At 74.8% G+C, this 17,725-nt stretch carries 22 protein-coding genes; 15 read left to right on the forward strand and 7 right to left on the reverse strand.

Features of this window, described 5'->3' with window-relative positions; all coding sequences use genetic code 11:
- Positions 1-67 precede the first annotated feature (67 nt).
- Positions 68-346, reverse strand: a complete 279-nt coding sequence (locus tag ACI8AR_RS10515) for a GlsB/YeaQ/YmgE family stress response membrane protein (protein ID WP_456926028.1) — start codon at positions 344-346, stop codon at positions 68-70.
- Between the two features lie 203 nt (positions 347-549).
- On the opposite strand from ACI8AR_RS10515, the gene ctaD reads away from it, so the two are divergent.
- Together ctaD and serB are read left to right on the forward strand one after the other, a co-directional pair.
- Positions 550-2,307, forward strand: coding sequence for an aa3-type cytochrome oxidase subunit I (ctaD, locus tag ACI8AR_RS10520; RefSeq protein ID WP_456926027.1), 1,758 nt, complete (start codon positions 550-552; stop codon positions 2,305-2,307).
- 122 nt (positions 2,308-2,429) lie between these two features.
- Positions 2,430-3,698: a phosphoserine phosphatase SerB gene (serB, locus tag ACI8AR_RS10525; RefSeq protein WP_457050976.1), complete on the forward strand. Its 1,269-nt coding sequence runs from the start codon at positions 2,430-2,432 to the stop codon at positions 3,696-3,698.
- A gap of 77 nt (positions 3,699-3,775) precedes the next feature.
- On the opposite strand, the gene ACI8AR_RS10530 is transcribed toward serB, so the two are convergent.
- Positions 3,776-4,342, reverse strand: coding sequence for an isochorismatase family protein (locus ACI8AR_RS10530; protein WP_457050977.1), 567 nt, complete (start codon positions 4,340-4,342; stop codon positions 3,776-3,778).
- Positions 4,343-4,356: 14 nt separating this feature from the next.
- Entirely contained in the window at positions 4,357-5,640 is a 1,284-nt protein-coding gene (locus ACI8AR_RS10535) for a nicotinate phosphoribosyltransferase (protein ID WP_457050978.1), read from the reverse strand.
- 72 nt (positions 5,641-5,712) lie between these two features.
- Between ACI8AR_RS10535 and clpS the strand changes: the two genes are divergently transcribed.
- Both clpS and ACI8AR_RS10545 read left to right on the forward strand, forming a co-directional pair.
- Positions 5,713-6,009: an ATP-dependent Clp protease adapter ClpS gene (clpS, locus tag ACI8AR_RS10540; RefSeq protein WP_457050979.1), complete on the forward strand. Its 297-nt coding sequence runs from the start codon at positions 5,713-5,715 to the stop codon at positions 6,007-6,009.
- Complete coding sequence (locus ACI8AR_RS10545; protein ID WP_457050980.1) at positions 6,006-6,503, forward strand: DUF2017 family protein; 498 nt, start codon at positions 6,006-6,008, stop codon at positions 6,501-6,503. The genes clpS and ACI8AR_RS10545 overlap by 4 nt, the downstream gene beginning before the upstream one ends.
- On the opposite strand, the gene ACI8AR_RS10550 is transcribed toward ACI8AR_RS10545, so the two are convergent.
- Complete coding sequence (locus tag ACI8AR_RS10550) at positions 6,442-6,798, reverse strand: hypothetical protein (protein ID WP_457050981.1); 357 nt, start codon at positions 6,796-6,798, stop codon at positions 6,442-6,444. The genes ACI8AR_RS10545 and ACI8AR_RS10550 overlap by 62 nt on opposite strands.
- A 107-nt stretch (positions 6,799-6,905) precedes the next feature.
- Between ACI8AR_RS10550 and ACI8AR_RS10555 the strand changes: the two genes are divergently transcribed.
- From ACI8AR_RS10555 to ACI8AR_RS10585, 7 genes are all read left to right on the forward strand, one after another.
- Entirely contained in the window at positions 6,906-7,379 is a 474-nt protein-coding gene (locus ACI8AR_RS10555) for a Mov34/MPN/PAD-1 family protein (protein ID WP_457050982.1), read from the forward strand.
- 158 nt (positions 7,380-7,537) lie between these two features.
- Complete coding sequence (locus ACI8AR_RS10560; protein WP_456935201.1) at positions 7,538-7,816, forward strand: ubiquitin-like small modifier protein 1; 279 nt, start codon at positions 7,538-7,540, stop codon at positions 7,814-7,816.
- 44 nt (positions 7,817-7,860) lie between these two features.
- Complete coding sequence (locus tag ACI8AR_RS10565; RefSeq protein WP_456935200.1) at positions 7,861-8,811, forward strand: PLP-dependent cysteine synthase family protein; 951 nt, start codon at positions 7,861-7,863, stop codon at positions 8,809-8,811.
- On the forward strand, positions 8,808-9,518 hold the full coding sequence (locus ACI8AR_RS10570) for an HAD-IA family hydrolase (RefSeq protein ID WP_457050983.1): 711 nt from the start codon (positions 8,808-8,810) through the stop codon (positions 9,516-9,518). The genes ACI8AR_RS10565 and ACI8AR_RS10570 overlap by 4 nt, the downstream gene beginning before the upstream one ends.
- A 54-nt stretch (positions 9,519-9,572) precedes the next feature.
- Positions 9,573-10,310 carry an MBL fold metallo-hydrolase gene (locus ACI8AR_RS10575; protein ID WP_457050984.1) on the forward strand — a complete coding sequence of 246 codons (738 nt, stop codon included), beginning with the start codon at positions 9,573-9,575 and terminating at the stop codon, positions 10,308-10,310.
- 40 nt (positions 10,311-10,350) lie between these two features.
- Positions 10,351-11,304, forward strand: a complete 954-nt coding sequence (locus tag ACI8AR_RS10580; RefSeq protein ID WP_457050985.1) for a DNA polymerase domain-containing protein — start codon at positions 10,351-10,353, stop codon at positions 11,302-11,304.
- Between the two features lie 115 nt (positions 11,305-11,419).
- Complete coding sequence (locus tag ACI8AR_RS10585; protein ID WP_457050986.1) at positions 11,420-11,899, forward strand: DUF4262 domain-containing protein; 480 nt, start codon at positions 11,420-11,422, stop codon at positions 11,897-11,899.
- Between the two features lie 14 nt (positions 11,900-11,913).
- On the opposite strand, the gene gndA is transcribed toward ACI8AR_RS10585, so the two are convergent.
- Positions 11,914-13,377: an NADP-dependent phosphogluconate dehydrogenase gene (gndA, locus tag ACI8AR_RS10590; RefSeq protein WP_457050987.1), complete on the reverse strand. Its 1,464-nt coding sequence runs from the start codon at positions 13,375-13,377 to the stop codon at positions 11,914-11,916.
- Between the two features lie 186 nt (positions 13,378-13,563).
- On the opposite strand from gndA, the gene ACI8AR_RS10595 reads away from it, so the two are divergent.
- Positions 13,564-14,154, forward strand: coding sequence for a QsdR family transcriptional regulator (locus tag ACI8AR_RS10595; protein ID WP_457050988.1), 591 nt, complete (start codon positions 13,564-13,566; stop codon positions 14,152-14,154).
- A 4-nt stretch (positions 14,155-14,158) separates the two neighbouring features.
- Here ACI8AR_RS10595 and bcp read toward each other — a convergent pair whose 3' ends face one another.
- Together bcp and ACI8AR_RS10605 are read right to left on the reverse strand one after the other, a co-directional pair.
- Positions 14,159-14,641: a thioredoxin-dependent thiol peroxidase gene (bcp, locus tag ACI8AR_RS10600; RefSeq protein ID WP_457050989.1), complete on the reverse strand. Its 483-nt coding sequence runs from the start codon at positions 14,639-14,641 to the stop codon at positions 14,159-14,161.
- 48 nt (positions 14,642-14,689) lie between these two features.
- The gene (locus ACI8AR_RS10605; RefSeq protein WP_457050990.1) at positions 14,690-15,094 is read right to left on the reverse strand and encodes a YjbQ family protein; all 405 of its coding nucleotides are present in this window, start codon (positions 15,092-15,094) and stop codon (positions 14,690-14,692) included.
- Between the two features lie 61 nt (positions 15,095-15,155).
- On the opposite strand from ACI8AR_RS10605, the gene rph reads away from it, so the two are divergent.
- From rph to ACI8AR_RS10620, 3 genes are all read left to right on the forward strand, one after another.
- On the forward strand, positions 15,156-15,878 hold the full coding sequence (gene rph / locus ACI8AR_RS10610; RefSeq protein ID WP_457050991.1) for a ribonuclease PH: 723 nt from the start codon (positions 15,156-15,158) through the stop codon (positions 15,876-15,878).
- Positions 15,875-16,486 (forward strand): RdgB/HAM1 family non-canonical purine NTP pyrophosphatase, encoded by a 612-nt coding sequence (gene rdgB, locus ACI8AR_RS10615; protein WP_456926007.1) that lies wholly within the window; start codon positions 15,875-15,877, stop codon positions 16,484-16,486. Before rph ends, rdgB begins: the two co-directional genes overlap by 4 nt.
- An 88-nt stretch (positions 16,487-16,574) precedes the next feature.
- Entirely contained in the window at positions 16,575-17,660 is a 1,086-nt protein-coding gene (locus ACI8AR_RS10620) for an HPP family protein (protein ID WP_457050992.1), read from the forward strand.
- Positions 17,661-17,725 lie beyond the last annotated feature (65 nt).

Here is a 17,725-nt window from a genome sequence, read left to right on the forward strand (position 1 = left end):
GGGCCCCTCCTGGGCGACTGAGCGCAGGGCTCCCGAGATCCCCCGGGGCGCCGGGAGTCCCGCGGGGTCAGACGCGCGTGCGGGTGCGTCCGCGGGTGGCGAAGACGTAGACCAGCAGCACGACGATCGCGCCGAGGATCGAGCCGATGATGCCGGCGGTGCCGAGCTCGAAGCCGTTGCCGCTGATCAGGCTGCCGAGCAGGTTCCCGACGAAGGAACCGATGATGCCGAGGACGATCGTCATCCCGACGCTCATGGACTGCTTGCCGGGGACGACGGCCCGTGCGATGAAGCCGGCGATGGCGCCGACCACGATGAGCACGATGATGTTCCAGAGAAGCTCCACGTGGGACCTCCTGAGGGGGATGGCCGGGTGGCCGAGGCGCTGGGATCTCCAGGCTCGGACGGTCCTGTTCCCCTGGTGAGCAGCGCGGAAACCCGTCTTGATCATGACGTGACCTGGACGCCGTCCCCGACGGCGCCGTGAGCTGCGGCGCGCCTCCCCGGTCGGGCCCGACGGGCCCGACGCCCTCGGTCTAAGCTGCGCTCGTGACGATCGCGCCTGCACCGATCGTGAGCCGGCCCAGCCCGGCTCGCGAGGTCCAGCGGGGTGCGCGGCTCTCGAACCTGCTGCGGACCACGGACCACAAGACCATCGGCCTGATGTACATGGCCACCTCGTTCGCCTGGTTCATCGTGGGTGGCTTCATGGCCATGCTGATCCGCGGTGAGCTGGGCCAGCCCGGGCTGCAGTTCCTGTCGCCCGAGCAGTACAACCAGCTCGTCACGATGCACGGCACGATCATGCTGCTGATGTTCGCGACGCCGCTGTTCTTCGCGTTCTCGAACCTCATCATGCCGCTGCAGATCGGCTCGCCGGACGTCGCCTTCCCGCGGCTGAACGCCTTCTCGTTCTGGCTGTTCTTCTTCGGCAGCCTCATCGCCGTCTCGGGCTTCTTCACGCCCAGCGGCGCGGCCGACTTCGGCTGGTACGCCTACGCCCCGCTGTCCGACGCCGTCCACTCCCCGGGTCCCGGCGCGAACCTGTGGTTCTCGGGCCTGGCGGTCAGCGGTCTGGGCACGATCCTCGGCGCGGTCAACTTCACCGCCACGATCGCCTGCCTCCGCGCACCGGGCATGACCATGTTCCGGATGCCGATCTTCACCTGGAACACGCTGGTCACCAGCCTGCTGGTGCTGCTGGCCTTCCCGATCCTCACCGCGGCGATCTTCGGCATGCTGGCCGACCGCAACCTCGGCGCCCTCGTCTACTCGGACGAGAACGGCGGCCCGATGCTGTGGCAGCACCTGTTCTGGTTCTTCGGCCACCCCGAGGTCTACATCATCGCGCTGCCGTTCTTCGGCATCATCACCGAGATCATCCCGGTGTTCTCGCGCAAGCCGCTGTTCGGCTACAAGGGCATGGTCGGGGCCACGCTGCTCATCGGCGGCCTCTCGCTCACCGTGTGGGCGCACCACATGTACGCCACCGGCGCGGTCCTGCTGCCGTTCTTCGCGTTCCTGACCTACCTCATCGCCGTGCCGACCGGCATCAAGTTCTTCAACTGGATCGGCACCATGTGGCGCGGCCAGCTGACGTTCGAGACACCGATGCTGTTCTCCATCGGCTTCCTGGTGACGTTCCTCCTGGGCGGTCTGACCGGCGTGCTGCTGGCCAGCCCGCCGCTGGACTGGCACGTCAACGACAGCTACTTCGTCGTCGCGCACTTCCACTACGTGGTCTTCGGCACCGTGGTGTTCGCCGCCTACGCCGGCATCTACTTCTGGTTCCCGAAGATGTCGGGCCGGATGATGGACGAGCGGCTGGGCAAGCTGCACTTCTGGCTGGTGTTCATCGGCTTCCACGCGACGTTCCTCGTCCAGCACTGGCTGGGCACCGAGGGCATGCCGCGCCGGTACGTCGACTACCTGCCCACCGACGGGTTCACCACCCTGCACGTGATCTCCACGATCGGGTCGTTCGTCCTGGGCGCCTCGACCATCCCGTGGCTGTACAACGTGGTGAAGTCGTGGAAGTACGGCCGGCTCGCGCTGCGGGACGACCCGTGGGGCCACGGCAACTCGCTGGAGTGGGCGACGTCCTCGCCGCCGCCGCGGCACAACTTCACCGAGATCCCGCGGATCCGGTCGGAGCGCCCGGCGTTCGAGGCGCACTACCCGCACCTGGTGGAGCGGCTGCACGCCGAGGCGCACGTCGGCAAGCGGCACCAGCCCTACGCCGGGGTCAGCGAGCTCGCCGAGGGCACCGGCCCGCGTCAGGGTCCCAACGACCCCGACCCGTTCTGATCCCCCGGGGGCCCGGCCCCCGCGCGATCGCACGTCACGACGACGCCCCGTCGGCTCCGGCCGGCGGGGCGTCGCCTCGTCTCCGGGGCCACCGCCCGGCGCCGCCGGGGGAGTGCGGCACGATGGCCGCCGTGCCGCTCGACCCCGCACCCCGCACGCGTCCGCAGGCCGCCCCCGACGGGCCCCGCGCGGTCCTCACGGTCACCGGCGCCGACCGGCCCGGCGTGACCGCCCGGCTCTTCGGGGCCCTCGCCTCCGGCGACCAGGGGCTGCCGCCGGTCGAGGTCGTCGACGTCGAGCAGGTCGTCGTGCACGGCCAGCTCGTCCTCGGGGTGGTCATCGGCGCCCGGCCGGCCGACGGCGCGGTGGACGAGGCCGGTTTCCTCGCCTGCCTGGGCCGGCTGGCCACCGAGGTCGCCCGCGCCACCGGGCTCCGGGTCGCGGTGGAGACCGCCTCGGACCGCGGCGCCGGCAGCACGCCCACCGGACGGCCGCACCACGTGATCCTGCTCGGCCGGCCCGTGCCGCCCTCCGCGGTCGCCGGCGCGGCCACCGCCATCGCGGGGGTCGGCGGCAACATCGACGCGATCCGGCGGCTGTCGGACCACCCGGTCACGTCCCTCGAGCTCACCGTCTCCGGCGCCGGGGCCACCGAGCTGCGCACCGCGCTGGCCGCCGTGGCCGCCGCCACCGGCGCCGACATCGCCGTCGAGCAGGCCGGGCTCGCACGGCGCAGCAAGCGGCTGATCGTCCTCGACGTCGACTCCACGCTGGTGCGGGGCGAGGTCATCGACGAGCTGGCCGCCCGCGCGGGGCGCGCGGCCGAGGTCGCCCGGATCACCGCGGCGGCCATGAACGGTGAGCTGGACTTCGCCGAGTCGCTGCGGGCCCGGGTGTCCACGCTGGCGGGCCTGCCGGTCGAGGTGCTCGACGAGGTGCGCGAGCACCTGGAGCTCACCCCGGGCGCCCGCACGCTCATCCGCACGCTGCAGCGGCTCGGGTTCCGCTGCGGCATCGTCAGCGGCGGCTTCAGCCAGATCACCGACCCGCTGGCCGCCGCGCTCGGCCTCGACTTCGCCGCGGCCAACACCCTCGAGGTCGCCGACGGGAGGCTCACCGGCGGCCTGGTGGGCGAGATCGTCGACCGGGCGGGCAAGGCCCGCGCGCTGGCCCGGTTCGCCGCCGAGCACGGGATCCCGCTGGAGCAGACGGTCGCGGTCGGCGACGGCGCCAACGACCTCGACATGCTCAACGCCGCCGGGCTCGGCATCGCGTTCAACGCCAAGCCCGTGGTGCGCGAGCAGGCGCACACCGCGCTCAACCAGCCCTACCTCGACGCCGTCCTGCAGGTCCTCGGCTTCACCCGCGACGAGGTGATGGACGCGCTCTGACCTGCTGTGCGGGTCCTCCTCGCGCTCTGCCGGTGCTGCAGGACCCGCGGTGCACGAGGAACACCCGCAGAGCGGGGTCAGCCGCGGGTGACCGCGCCCTCGAGCTCGACGCCGGCGGTGCGCAGTTGGTCCAGCGCCGCCTCGGTCGAGGCCTCGGACACCCCCGCGGTGAGGTCGAGCAGCACGCGGGTCGCGAAGCCCGCCGCGACGGCGTCCAGCGCGGTGGCCCGCACGCAGTGGTCGGTGGCGATCCCGACGACGTCGACGGCGTCCACGCCCCGCTCGCGCAGCCAGTCCGCCAGCGGCACGCCGTCGGCCCGCCCCTCGAAGCCGGAGTAGGCCGCCGCGTAGTGGCCCTTGTCGAAGACCGCGTCGAGCGGCCCGCGGTCCAGCGACGGGTGCAGCTCGAGCCCGCTCGTGCCGGCGACGCAGTGCGCCGGCCAGGTCTCCAGGTAGTCGGGCTGCTCGTGGAAGTGGTCGCCCGGGTCGACGTGGTGGTCGCGGGTGGCGACCACGTACGCGTAGTCGGCGGACCTCATGTGCTCGGTGATCGCCGCCGCCACCGCCGCACCCCCGGCCACCGCCAGGCTGCCGCCCTCGCAGAAGTCGTTCTGCACGTCCACCACCAGCAGTGCGCGCGTCACCGTGGGACCTCCGTTCACGCCGTCACCGTCTCCAGTGCGGGTTCCCCACGGGAGAGCGCCCATGCCTCCTGCGGCAGGGCCTCGCGTGCCCGGCGGTGGTGCGCGGCCGCCGCCTCGAGCGCGTCGGCCGGCGACGACGGCGCCACCGGCTCCCCGGCGCGGACCAGCTCCACCACCAGCCGCCGGTCGCCGTCGCGCGGCTCGACCGGCCCGCTGCTGACCACCTCGGCGGTCGCCGTCCCGTCGGGGTCGTGCCGGCGGACGGCGGTCTTGCGGCCGCCGGTGGAGTTCTTGCCCTCCGAGCGCTTGGCCACCGGCACGCCGTCGCGCTGGACCAGCTTGTAGACCATCCCGGCGGTCGGCGCGCCCGACCCGGTGACCAGCGAGGTGCCGACGCCGTAGCCGTCGACCGGCGCGGCCATGAGCCCGGCGATCGCGTACTCGTCGAGGTCGCTGGTGACGATGATCCGCGTCTTCGTGGCGCCGAGGTCGTCGAGCTGGCGGCGGGCGGCGGTGGCCAGCGTCGGCAGGTCGCCGGAGTCCAGCCGGATGGCGCCGAGCTCCGGCCCGGCCACCTCGACCGCCGTCCGGATGCCCTGGGCGACGTCGTAGGTGTCCACCAGCAGCGTGGTGCCGGCGCCCAGGGTGTCCACCTGCGCGCGGAAGGCGGCGGCCTCGTCGTCGTGCAGGAGGGTGAAGGCGTGCGCGCTGGTGCCTGTCGTCGGCACCCCGTACCGGCGGCCGGCCTCCAGGTTGGAGCTGGCGGTGAAGCCGACCAGGTACGCCGCCCGCGCCGCGGCGACCGCGGCCTGCTCGTGGGTGCGCCGCGAGCCCATCTCGATGCACGGCCGCTCGCAGGCGGCCCCCACCATGCGGGCCGCGGCCGAGGCGATCGCGCTGTCGTGGTTGAGCACGGAGAGGACCAGGGTCTCCAGCAGCACGCCCTCGGCGAAGGGCGCGCGCACGGTGAGCACCGGGGAGCCGGGGAAGAACAGCTCGCCCTCGGCGTAGCCGTCGACGTCGCCGGAGAAGCGGAAGTCGGCCAGCCAGTCCAGCAGCCGCGCGTCGGTCAGGCCCTGCTCGCGGAGGGTGGCCAGCTCCTCGTCGCCGAAGCGGAAGGAGGGGAGCAGCTCCAGCAGCCGGCCGGTGCCGGCGACCACGCCGTAGCGGCGGCCGTGCGGGAGGCGCCGGGCGAAGACCTCGAAGACGCAGTCCCGGTCGGCGGTGCCGTCGGCCAGGGCGGCGGCGACCATGGTCAGCTCGTACCGGTCGGTGAGCAGGGCGGTACCCGTCGGCATGATCCGAACCCTAGGTCGACCGCCGCGACCGCACCCGGGGGAGCGGGGGAGCGACCGTCCTAGAGTGGTCGGGTGGCCGGACCACTCGCGCCGACACGGACGCCCGAATCCACGGTCGAGGAGACCGCCGACCTCGACCGGCTCTGGGTCACCATCGTCTGGAACGACCCGGTGAACCTCATGACCTACGTGACCCACGTGCTGCGGGAGCTGTTCGGCTACGACGAGCCGACGGCGACCACGCTCATGCTGCAGGTGCACAACGACGGCAAGGCGGTGGTCAGCTCCGGGCCGCGCGAGCGGATGGAGCACGACACCAGCCGGCTGCACGCCTACGGCCTGTGGGCCACCTACCAGCAGGACGCATGAGGCCGTTCCGCCGCAAGGGGTCCGACGTCGTCGCGCGGCTCGAGCCGGCCGAGGCCGGCGTCCTCGGGCTGCTGCTCGACCAGCTGGAGCAGCTGCTGGGCGCCGACCCCGAGGACGTCGACGGCGACCCGGTGGTCGCCCGGCTGCTGCCGGCCGGGCACCGCACCGACCCGGAGATCGCCGCCGACTACCGCGAGCTGACCGAGTCGGCGCTGCGCGCGGGCAAGACCGAGGACCTGGCCGCCGTCCGGGCCACCCTCCCCGCCGACGGCGGCGAGGTGCGGCTGGACCGGGACCAGGCCGGCGCGTGGCTGCGCACCACCAACGACCTGCGGCTGGCGCTGGGCGAGCGGATCGGGATCACCGAGGAGACCGAGCCGCCCGAGGACCCGTCCGGCGAGGAGGGCCAGCAGCTGGCCGTCTACTACTGGCTCACCGGGCTGCAGGGGTCGCTCGTCGACGCGGTCGCCGCCGGGCGCGACGCCCGAAGGTGAGCAGCACCAGCGCCGCCAGCAGCAGGTCCAGCACGAAGAAGACCAGCACCAGGCTGGGCAGCTCCAGCTCGCGGACGACCGCCCCGACGGTGGAGACCAGCGTGACCGCCGACAGGACGAGCACCAGCAGGAGCACCAGCACCCGCACCGCGACGAGCACGACCAGCGACAGGCGGTCGGCGGCGGCGTCGCTGCTGTAGTGCCCGCTGCGCAGGGTCAGCCCCCGGAGACCGAGCCACAGCGCCGGCAGCGCGACGGCGACCACACCGGCCGCCATGATCAGCTCGAGCACCACGGGTCCGCACCGTATCCGGTCGGTGACGACCGGGTGTCCTGCCCCGGTCGGGCGGGGGTCCGCCGGTGCCCGCGGTGCCGCTCCCGGGCGCCGCCTAGACTGGGGGCGTGCTGCGCATCGACCGCGCGACCTACGACGCCATCGTGGCCCACGCCCGGGAGGACCACCCGGACGAGGCCTGTGGCGTCGTCGCCGGGCCCGAGGGCAGCGACCGTCCCGAGCGGTTCATCCCGATGCTCAACGCCGCCCGCTCGCCGACGTTCTACGAGTTCGACTCGGCCGACCTGCTGCGCCTGTACCGGGAGATGGACGACCGGGACGAGGAGCCGGTGGTGATCTACCACTCGCACACCGCCACCGAGGCACACCCCTCGCGGACGGACGTCGCGTACGCGTCCGAGCCGAACGCCCACTACGTGCTCGTCTCGACCCGCCACCACGGCCGGGAGACCGGCCTGGCCGGGGACGACGTCGAGTTCCGCAGCTTCCGGATCGTCGACGGCGAGGTGAGCGAGGAGGACGTCGAGGTCGTCGAGTCCTACCTGTTCGGCCACTCGCCGACCACCGTCGTCTACGACTGAGGAAGGACCCCGTCCTCCCGCCCCTCGCGAGCTCGGGGCGGTGCCTGGACGGGGCCGGCCGCGGAATGACCCGCGGCGAGCGGGCGTTGCCCGCACCGACACGCGCTCGCGTCGAGCGCTCCCGCACGTCCCCACCCTCCCGAGGAGAACCGCACGCCATGGCCATCGAGGTCCGGATCCCGACCATTCTGCGCACCCACACCGGCGGCAACAAGACCGTCGAGGGCAGCGGGGACACCCTCGGCGCGCTCGTCGACGACCTCGACGCCCAGCACCCCGGCCTCAAGGGCCGCCTGGTGACCGAGGAGGGCAAGCTGCACCGCTTCGTCAACGTCTACGTCAACGACGAGGACGTGCGGTTCACCGGCGCCCTCGACACCGCGGTCAAGGACGGCGACTCGGTCACGATCCTCCCGGCGGTCGCCGGCGGCTGCTGAGGCAGCCCCGTCCGCTCCCGTCCCCAGACCCGGAAGAGTTCCCGATGGCCCGCTTCAACTCCCTCGTCGACTCCCTCGGCGGCACCCCGCTGGTCGGGCTGCCGAACCTGTCGCCGACGCCGGACGTGCGGCTGTGGGCCAAGCTCGAGGACCACAACCCCACCGGGTCGATCAAGGACCGCGCCGCGATCTCGATGATCGAGGCGGCGGAGAAGGACGGCACGCTGCAGCCGGGCGCCACCATCCTCGAGCCGACCAGCGGCAACACCGGCATCTCGCTGGCGATGGTGGCCCGGCAGCGCGGCTACCGGCTCATCTGCGTCATGCCGGAGAACACCTCCGTCGAGCGGCGCCAGCTGCTGGAGATGTACGGCGCGCAGATCGTCAGCTCGCCGGCGGCCGGCGGCTCCAACCAGGCCGTCGCGATGGCCAAGGAGATGGCCGCCGAGCACGACGACTGGGTGATGCTCTACCAGTACGGCAACCCGGCCAACGCCGAGGCGCACTACACCGGCACCGCCCCGGAGATCCTCGCCGACCTGCCGTCGATCACCCACTTCGTCGCCGGGCTGGGCACCACCGGGACGCTCATGGGCTGCTCGCGCTACTTCCGCGAGCACAAGCCCGGCGTCCAGGTCATCGCCGCCGAGCCGCGCTACGGCGAGCTGGTCTACGGCCTGCGCAACATCGACGAGGGGTTCATCCCCGAGCTCTACGACCCGTCGCTGCTGGACTCGCGGTTCTCCGTGGGCCCCGAGGACGCCGTCCACCGCACCCGGCAGCTGGTCGAGCGGGAGGGCATCTTCGCCGGCATCTCGACCGGCGCGATCCTGCACGCGGCGCTGGGCGTCGCCGACCGCGAGGTCGCGGCCGGCCGCAAGGCCGACATCGTGTTCATCGTCTGCGACGGCGGCTGGAAGTACCTGTCCACCGGCGCCTACGCCGGCACCCTGGAGGAGGCCACCTCGGCCCTCGAGGGCCAGCTCTGGGCATGACGAGGGGCCACCCTGCCCCCCGCCGCTCGCACGCTCGCGGCGGGGGGCAGGGTGGCCGACGGCTTCTCGCCCGGGGCCTGCTGTTCGACAACGACGGCGTCCTGGTCGACTCCGACGCCGCCGTCACCTCCTCCTGGTCCCGCTGGGCCGCCGAGCACGGACTGGTGCCCGCCGACGTGCTCGCCGTCGTGCACGGCCGCCGGTCGGCCGACACCGTGGCCGACCTGGTGCCCGGGCCCGGCCGGGCCGCCGCGACGGCGCTCATCGACCGGTACGAGCTCGAGGACGCCACCACCGTGGCCGCCGTCCCCGGCGCCGCCGACCTCCTGGCCGGCCTGCCCGCCGGCGTCTGGGCGGTGGTCACCTCCGGCACGCCCGACCTCGCCACCGCCCGGCTGACCGCCGCGGGGCTGCCGCTGCCCGGCGCCCTGGTCACCGCCCGCGACGTGCGCACCGGCAAGCCCGACCCCGAGGGCTACCGCCTCGGCGCCCGCCTGCTCGGCGTGCCGCCGGAGGACACCGTGGTGTTCGAGGACAGCCCCGCGGGCATCGCCGCCGGCCGGGCCGCCGGCGCGCGGGTCGTCGGCGTGGGGGAGCGGGCCCTCGGCGCCGGGGCCGACGTCGTCGTCCGCGACCTGGGCGGCCTGTCCTGGGCCGACGGCGTCCTGTCCGTCCCGGCCGCCGCCCTGCTCCCGACCGGCGGCTAGCCTGGCGCCCGCCATGGACAGCGGATGGACGTGCGACCGGCCGGGGGGCGCGGCATGAGGCTCACGGTCGTGGGCTGCTCGGGCAGCGGGCCCGGCCCCGTGTCGGCGGCCTCCTGCTACCTCGTCGAGCACGACGGCTTCCGGGTGCTGCTCGACCTGGGCAGCGGGTCGTTCGGCACGCTGCAGGCGCTGGCCGACCCCGACTCGATCGACGCGGTCTACCTCTCCCACCTGCACGCCGACCACTGCCTCGACGTCGTCCCGTTCGTGGTGTGGCACCGCTACTCGGGCCGCTCCTCGCGGCGCCGGGTGCCGCTGATCGCCCCCGCCGGCGCCGAGCGGCGGCTGGGCCTGGTCTACGACGAGGGCGGCGCGCCGCTGACCGACGTCTTCGACTTCGCGGCCACCCCGGTGTCGGCCGTCCTCGGCCCGTTCACCGTGCAGACCGCGCGCACCGCGCACCCGATCGAGTGCCACGCCGTCCGGCTGACCGCGCACGGCAGCTCGCTGGTCTACACCGGCGACACCGGGCCGTCGCAGGCCGTCGTCGACCTCGCGCACGGCGCGGACGTGCTGCTGGCCGAGGCCGCCCACCCCGACCGGGACGGGCTGCCGCCGGACCTGCACCTCACCGGCCGGCAGGCGGGGGAGGCCGCGGCCGCGGCCGGGGTGAGCCGGCTGCTGGTCACCCACGTGCCGGCGTGGGTGGACCCCGCCACCCAGCTCGCCGCGGCGCGGACGGCGTTCCCCGGCGCGGAGCTGGCCACCCCGGGCGCCACCTACGACGTGTAGCCGTCTTGCCGCGCCCGGGCCAGGGCGGCACGGTGGGCCGGTGGTCGACGACGAACGGGACGGCGTCCGGCTGACCAGCCTCGACGCGCCGCTGGGCGACGGGCTGGAGGTCACCAAGGGCGCCCTGGTCGACCACCTCGACGCGTTCGCGGACCGGCTGGTGCCGCAGCTGGCCGGCCGGCCGCTGTCGGTGAAGCGGGTGCGACCCGGCCAGAAGCCGTTCATGCAGCGCAACGTGGCCAAGGGCGCGCCTGGCTGGGTGCGCACCGTGCCCGTGTGGTCCTTCGGCGCCCACCGCGAGGTGCACCAGGTGCTGTGCGACGACCGCCGCACCCTGCTGTGGCTGGCCAACCAGCGGGCGGTGGAGTTCCACGTCCCCTTCTTCCGCGCCGGCGCGGAGACCGAGCCGACCGGCATCGTGCTCGACCTCGACCCCCCGGAGGGCGCCGACTTCGCGGTGGTCGTGCAGGCCGCGGAGCTGGTGCGGCGGGCGCTGGCCGACGCCGGGCTGGCCGGGGCGGTGAAGACCAGCGGGTCCAAGGGCGTGCACGTCGTCGTCCCGGTCCGGGGCGTCGGGCACGAGGACGCCGCCGCCGCGACCCGCGCGCTCGCCGCCCGCGCGGCGGCCCTCGACCCGGACCTGGCCACGACCGCCTACATCAAGGAGGACCGGCACGGCCGGGTCTTCCTCGACTCCACCCGCTCCGGGTCCTCGACGATCGTGGCCGCCTACAGCCCGCGGATCCGCCCGGGCCTGCCAGTGTCGGCGCCGGTCGCGTGGGAGGACCTGCCCTCGGTCCGGCCGGGCGACGTCACGGTGACGACCGCGCCGGACCGGCTGGGGGACGGCGACCTCTGGGCGCGGCTGCTGCCCGCGCCGCAGGAGCTCCCGGCCGACCTGGTCGCCGAGGGCCACACCATCCCGGTCGCGCGGGTGGCCGCGATGCACGAGGGCAAGCGGCGGGCGCGGGCCAGGCGGTCCGCGGAGGGCTGAGCGGGGCGACCCGGGGGACCGACGGTCCGGCCGCCGTCGTCCACAGGCGGACCCGCGTCCACCACCGGGTGTACGCGGGCGCGTCCTGTCGGTGCCGACCCGCAGGCTCCCGGGCATGACGCACGACCCGCAGACCACCGCCTGGCTGGACCAGGAGGACGCCCACCTCGCCGCCGTCATCCGCCGTGCCCGCTTCGCCGTGCAGTACGTCGGGCCGGGGGACCGTCCCGACGAGCCGGCGTTCGGCTACACGATCGGCCTGTTCGGCCTCGGTCACCCCGAGCTGGTGCTCGTCGGGCGCGGGACCTCCGCCACGCACTCCCTGCTCGACGCGGTGGCCCGCGAGGTCGTGGCCGGCCGGTCGCTGGTGCCCGGGGAGCTGCTCGAGGCCGGCCGGGAGGAGCTGGTCGTGGAGGAGTGCCCCAACCCGGGCGAGGTCCTGCTCGGCGCCAACCGCTGGTACCAGCGGCCGGCCGAGTACTCGGTGCCGGCGCACGTGCTCACCTGGGCCTCGCCCGCCGGGTGCTTCCCGTGGGACCCGGGCTGGGACGGCGGTCGGTACGGGCAGCCCCGCCCGGGCACGTGGACGGCCTGAGCCGCGGGTCGTGCTCAGCCGGTCTGCACTTCGCGGCGGTCCTCGGCCCAGACCGTGTGGAAGACGCCGTCCCGGTCGACCCGCCGGTAGGTGTGCGCGCCGAACAGGTCGCGCAGGCCCTGGACCAGCGCGGCGGGCAGCCGCTCGGCGCGCAGGCCGTCGTAGTAGGCCAGCGCGGTGGAGAAGCCCGGCGCCGGGATGCCGGCCCGGGCGGCCTCGACGACGACCGTCCGCCAGCCCTCGAGGCAGTCGGCGACCGCGTCGCGGAAGTAACCGTGCGTGAGCAGGGTCGTGAGGTCCGGCTCGTCGGCGTAGGCCTGGCGGATCCGGTCGAGGAAGCGGGCCCGGATGATGCAGCCGCCGCGCCAGATGGTGGCCAGCGCGCCGGGGTCGACGGCCCACCCGTGCTCGCGGGCGCCGGCGGCGATCTGGTCGAACCCCTGCGCGTAGGCGACCACCTTGGAGGCGTACAGCGCCTGCCGGACCGCCTCGACGAACGCGTCCCGGTCGGCCACCGGCTCCGGCGCGGACGACGGGCCGGGCAGCACCGCCCGGGCGGCGGCCCGCTGCGCGGTGTGCCCGGACAGCGAGCGGGCGAACACCGCCTCGGCGATCCCGCTGACCGGCACCCCGAGGTCGAGCGCCGACTGCACCGTCCACCGCCCGGTGCCCTTCTGCTCCGCCTGGTCGAGGACGACGTCGACGAACGGCCGGCCGGTCGCGGCGTCGACGTGACCCAGCACCTCGGCGGTGATCTCGACGAGGTAGGACTCCAGGTCCCCGGCGTTCCACCCGGCGAACACCTCGCCGATCTCGGCGGGGGACAGGCCGAGCCGGGCGCGCAGCAGGTCGTGGGCCTCGGCGATGAGCTGCATGTCGGCGTACTCGATGCCGTTGTGCACCATCTTCACGAAGTGGCCGGCGCCGTCGGTCCCGACGTGGGTGCAGCACGGCGTGCCGTCGACCACCGCCGCGATCGACTCCAGCAGCGGCCCCACGATCGCGTAGGCCTCGGCCGATCCGCCGGGCATGATGCTCGGCCCGAGCAGGGCACCCTCCTCACCGCCGCTGATCCCGCAGCCGACGAAGTGCACGCCGCGCTCGGCCAGCGCCTGCGTCCGGCGGATCGTGTCGGTGTAGCGGGCGTTGCCGCCGTCGACGAGCACGTCGCCGGGCTCCAGCAGGAGCGCGACCTCCTCGACCACCGCGTCGGTCGGCGCGCCGGCCTGCACCATGACGATGACCTTGCGCGGCCGGGCGAGCGCGGCGACGAACTCCTCGACCGAGCCGGTCGGGACGAGGGCGCCCTCGTCCCCGTGGGCGGCCACCAGCGCGTCGGTGCGCGCCTGCGTCCGGTTGTGGAGCACCACCCGGCAGCCGTGGCGGGCGAGGTTGCGGGCGAGGTTGGCGCCCATCGTGGCCAGCCCGGTGACGCCGATGTCGCCGTCGGGGGCAGGGGTCGCGTCTGCGCTGCTCATGTCCGCCGATGCTCGTCCACCGGCCCCCCGTGGCGGCACCCCGGCGGACCCGGTCGTCACGGTCCGCCCCGGTGTCCTGACGACGGGGGCGGCCACCGTGCACGCACGGTGGCCGCCCTCCCGCGTGCGGGTGAGGCCGGTGCCGCGGCCGTGTCCGCGCCGCACGCCCCCGCCTACGCTGCGTCCGTGATCGCGCCGCGTGAAGAGGTCGTCCGCCGGGCGGCGCGGACCCTCCTCGACGGCGAGCGGCTCGACACCACGACCCTCTCCGCCCAGCTGGGCATCTCGCGCGTGACGCTGTTCCGCCGGGTGGGCAACCGGGACGCCATCCTCGGCGAGGCGATGTGGTGGCTGGCCGAGCGCACGCTGCGTCGAGCCGCGGAAGCGCACGACGCCCGGCCCGAGGGCGCGGAGCCCGCGGGCCGGCTGCGCAGCCTGGCGATCATCGAGGACTACCGCCACGTCCTGGGCACCGCGTCGTCGCTGCGCCGCTTCATCGACGACGAGCCGACCACCGCGATGCGCGTCCTCACCGACCCGCGCGGCCGGGTGCAGCCGCGGCTGGTCGAGGCCTACACCGCGCTGTTCGAGCGCGACGTCGAGGAGCGCGGGCTGACGCCGGAGGTCGCCCTGCCGGTGCTGGCCTACGCCGTCGTCCGGCTGGGGGAGTCGTTCCTCTACTCCGACGTCATGGTCGCCCGCGACCCCGACCTCAAGGCCGCGACGACGGTGGTCGACGCGCTGGTGACCGGCGTGCTCGGCGTCCGCGGGGACTGAGCACTCAGCCCAGGCCGAGGTCGCGGCGCAGCTTCGCGACGTGCCCGGTGGCCTTGACGTTGTAGGCGGCCCGCTCGATGCGGCCCTCGGCGTCGACGACGAAGGTCGAGCGGATGACGCCCTGCACCTCCCTGCCGTACAGCTTCTTGGTGCCGAAGGCGCCGTAGGCGGTGAGCACGCGCTTGTCCGGGTCGGACAGCAGCGTGATGTTCAGGCCCTCCTGCTCGCGGAAGCGCTGCAGCTTCTCCGGCGGGTCGGGGGAGATGCCGATGATGTCCAGCCCGGCCTCGGCCAGCTCGCCGGCCGCGGCGGTGAAGTCGACGGCCTGGGTGGTGCAGCCCGGGGTCAGGGCGGCGGGGTAGCAGTAGACGATCACCCGGCGGCCGCGGCGGTCGGCGAGGGAGACCGGGGTGCCGTCGGCGTCGGGCAGCGTGAAGTCCGGCGCCGGGTCACCGGGCGCGAGGCGGACGGAAGCGGTCTCGGTCACGCCCGCCATGATGCCGTGCCCGCCTGACGGGGGACGGGAGCAGGGGCGTCAGCCGCGGAGGAACGACAGCCGCACCTGCCGCTCCGGGTTGTCGCCGTTGGGGTCGACCAGGCAGATCCGCTGCCAGGTGCCCAGCTGGAGCCGGCCCTCGAGCACCGGCACGCTCAGGTGCGGCGGCAGGAACGCCGGCAGCACGTGGTCGCGCCCGTGGCCGGGGCTGCCGTGCCGGTGGCGCCAGCGGCCGTCGCGGGGCAGCAGCTCGTCGAGCTGGGCGAGCAGGTCGTCGTCGCTGCCCGCGCCGGTCTCGATGACCGCGAGCCCGGCCGTGGCGTGCGGGACGAACACCTGCAGCAGGCCGTCGTCCTCCTGCCGGACGAAGTCCTCGCACTCGCCGGTCAGGTCGACCACCACCGGCGCGCCGCCGGTCCGCACCCTCCGCAGCTCCGATCGCACGCCGTCGATCGTGACAGCTCGCCCGGAGGACGGCGTGCCGACGTCGATAGGCTCGGTGCCCGTGACCCGCCCCGACGGCCGCGCGGCCGACCAGCTCCGCCCGGTGACCATCACCCGCAACTGGCTCGACCACGCCGAGGGCTCGGTGCTCGTCGAGTTCGGCCGCACCCGCGTGCTGTGCGCGGCCAGCGTCACCGAGGGCGTGCCGCGCTGGCGCAAGGGCTCGGGCCTGGGCTGGGTCACCGCCGAGTACGCCATGCTGCCGCGCGCCACGCACACCCGCGGCGACCGCGAGTCGGTCAAGGGCCGCATCGGCGGGCGCACCCACGAGATCAGCCGGCTCATCGGCCGCTCGCTGCGCGCCTCGATCGACCTCGCGGCGCTGGGGGAGAACAGCATCGCCCTCGACTGCGACGTCCTGCAGGCCGACGGCGGCACCCGGACGGCGGCCATCACCGGTGCCTACGTCGCCCTCGCCGACGCCGTCTCGTGGCTGGCCGACCGGAAGAAGCTGGCGAAGAAGCAGCCGATCGTGCAGTCGGTGGCGGCGGTGAGCGTCGGCGTGATCGACGGCGAGCCGCGGCTGGACCTCGCCTACGAGGAGGACGTGCGCGCCGGTACCGACATGAACGTCGTCTGCACCGGCGAGGGCGGCTTCGTCGAGGTCCAGGGCACCGCCGAGGGCGCGGTGTTCGACCGGCCCACCCTCGACCGGCTGCTCGACCTCGCCGTCGCCGGGTGCGCCGAGCTCACCCGCGTCCAGCAGGACGCGCTGCAGCGATGACGACCCGCCTGCTGCTCGCCACCCGCAACGCCGGCAAGCTCGCCGAACTCCAGCGGCTGCTGTCCGACGCCGTCCCGGGGATCGAGGTGGTCGGCCTGCGCGACGTCCCCGAGTACCCGGAGGCCCCCGAGACCGGCGCGACGTTCGCGGAGAACGCGCTGCTCAAGGCGCGCGAGGCGGTCCGGTACACGGGCCTGCCCGCGGTGGCCGACGACTCGGGCCTCGCCGTCGACGCGCTCAACGGGATGCCCGGGGTGCTCTCGGCGCGGTGGTCGGGCCGGCACGGCGACGACGCCGCCAACACCGCGCTGCTGCTCGGCCAGATCGGCGACGTCCCCGACGAGCGGCGCGGCGGGGCGTTCGTGTGCGCCGCCGCCCTGGTCACCCCGGACGGGGCGGAGTCGGTCGTCGAGCGGCAGTGGCGCGGCCGGGTGGTCCGCGAGCCGCGCGGCAGCAACGGCTTCGGCTACGACCCGGTGTTCGTCGCCGACGGCCTGGACCGCACCGCCGCCGAGCTCGAGCCCGCGGAGAAGGACGCCCGCAGCCACCGCGGGCAGGCCTTCGCGGCGCTGGTGCCGGTGATCGCGCAGACGCTCGGCGCGGCCTGACCTCCGCGCCGCGGCGGCACCTCGGCGCCGCCCCGACGACGTAGGGTCCACGCCCGCGGCGGGCGGGGGCCCGCGGGAGGGGAGCGGGGTGCGCGCGGACGTCAGGGCGTGGAGGACCGGGCTGCGGCCCTCGCCGGTGGGCTACCGCCGCTCGGAGGTGCTCCGCGGCGGGCTCGGCGCCCTGGCCGGCATCGCGCTGGCCGCGCTCACCGCCCACGCGGTCCCCGGCGGGCCGGCCGGGCTGCCGTGGATCGTCGCGCCGATGGGCGCCACCGCGGTGCTGCTGTTCGCCGCGCCGGCCAGCCCGCTGGCCCAGCCCTACCCCGTGCTGGCGGGCAACACGGTGTCCACGCTGGTCGGCGTCGCGGCGGGCAAGCTGCTCGACGACGTCACGCTCGCCGCGGCGGTCGCCGTCGGCGTGGCGATCCCGCTGATGATGGTGCTGCGCTGCGTGCACCCGCCGGGCGGGGCGTGCGCGCTGTTCGCGGCGGTCGGCGAGGCGGCGGTGGCCGACCACGGCTGGGCGTTCGCGCTGTGGCCGGTCGGCGTCGACACCCTCGTGCTGCTGCTCGTGGCCGCGCTGGTGAACAACCTGACCGGCCGCCCCTACCCGCACGTGCCCGAGCCGCCGCGCACCGGGCCCGAGGCGCCGCCCACCGAGCGGGTCGGGCTGCGGGCCGAGGACGTCACCGCGGCGATGCAGCGGCTGGACCGCGGCCTGGACGTGCTGCCCGGCGACGTGCTGGCGCTGGTCCGCGATGCCGAGGCGCACGCCCTGGACCGCCGGCTCGGGCAGCTGCGCGTGGGCGCGCTGATGGAGCGCGACGTGCGGACGGTGCAGCCCGACGAGACCCTCTACCGCGCGCGGATGCTCATGAACCAGCACGCGGTGAAGGCGCTGCCGGTGGTCACGCCGGACCGCCGGGTGGTCGGCATCGTCACCGTCCACGACCTGTTCAACCTCGACGTCGTGGACTTCGACCCGGTCGCGAAGGTCATGACCTGCCCGGTCACCACGGTCGGCGCCGACACCCCGGTCTCCGAGCTGGTCGGGCTGATGGCCGACCGCGGGCTGCGGCACCTGCCGGTGGTCGACGCCGACGACCGGCTGGCCGGGATCGTCACCCGCGCCGAGCTGGTCGCCGTCCTGCACCGGGCGCTGGTCGGCTCCTGACCCGTTCGGGTGGTCCGGCCGGCGCCGGCTGCGGGATCCGCCGCCGGCTGCCGTTGTCCCCCTGT

It is taken from the genome of Geodermatophilus sp. SYSU D01036 (genome assembly GCF_054050435.1).

What these genes read in the sequence shown, in the direction of transcription:
- serB (WP_457050976.1), top strand. Translation starts at nt 2,430, where the DNA reads ATGGCCGCCGTGCCGCTCGACCCCGCACCCCGCACGCGTCCGCAGGCC.
- ACI8AR_RS10535 (WP_457050978.1), bottom strand. Translation starts at nt 5,640, where the DNA reads ATGCCGACGGGTACCGCCCTGCTCACCGACCGGTACGAGCTGACCATG.
- ACI8AR_RS10545 (WP_457050980.1), top strand. Translation starts at nt 6,006, where the DNA reads ATGAGGCCGTTCCGCCGCAAGGGGTCCGACGTCGTCGCGCGGCTCGAG.
- ACI8AR_RS10560 (WP_456935201.1), top strand. Translation starts at nt 7,538, where the DNA reads ATGGCCATCGAGGTCCGGATCCCGACCATTCTGCGCACCCACACCGGC.
- ACI8AR_RS10565 (WP_456935200.1), top strand. Translation starts at nt 7,861, where the DNA reads ATGGCCCGCTTCAACTCCCTCGTCGACTCCCTCGGCGGCACCCCGCTG.
- ACI8AR_RS10570 (WP_457050983.1), top strand. Translation starts at nt 8,808, where the DNA reads ATGACGAGGGGCCACCCTGCCCCCCGCCGCTCGCACGCTCGCGGCGGG.
- ACI8AR_RS10575 (WP_457050984.1), top strand. Translation starts at nt 9,573, where the DNA reads ATGAGGCTCACGGTCGTGGGCTGCTCGGGCAGCGGGCCCGGCCCCGTG.
- ACI8AR_RS10585 (WP_457050986.1), top strand. Translation starts at nt 11,420, where the DNA reads ATGACGCACGACCCGCAGACCACCGCCTGGCTGGACCAGGAGGACGCC.
- gndA (WP_457050987.1), bottom strand. Translation starts at nt 13,377, where the DNA reads ATGAGCAGCGCAGACGCGACCCCTGCCCCCGACGGCGACATCGGCGTC.
- rdgB (WP_456926007.1), top strand. Translation starts at nt 15,875, where the DNA reads ATGACGACCCGCCTGCTGCTCGCCACCCGCAACGCCGGCAAGCTCGCC.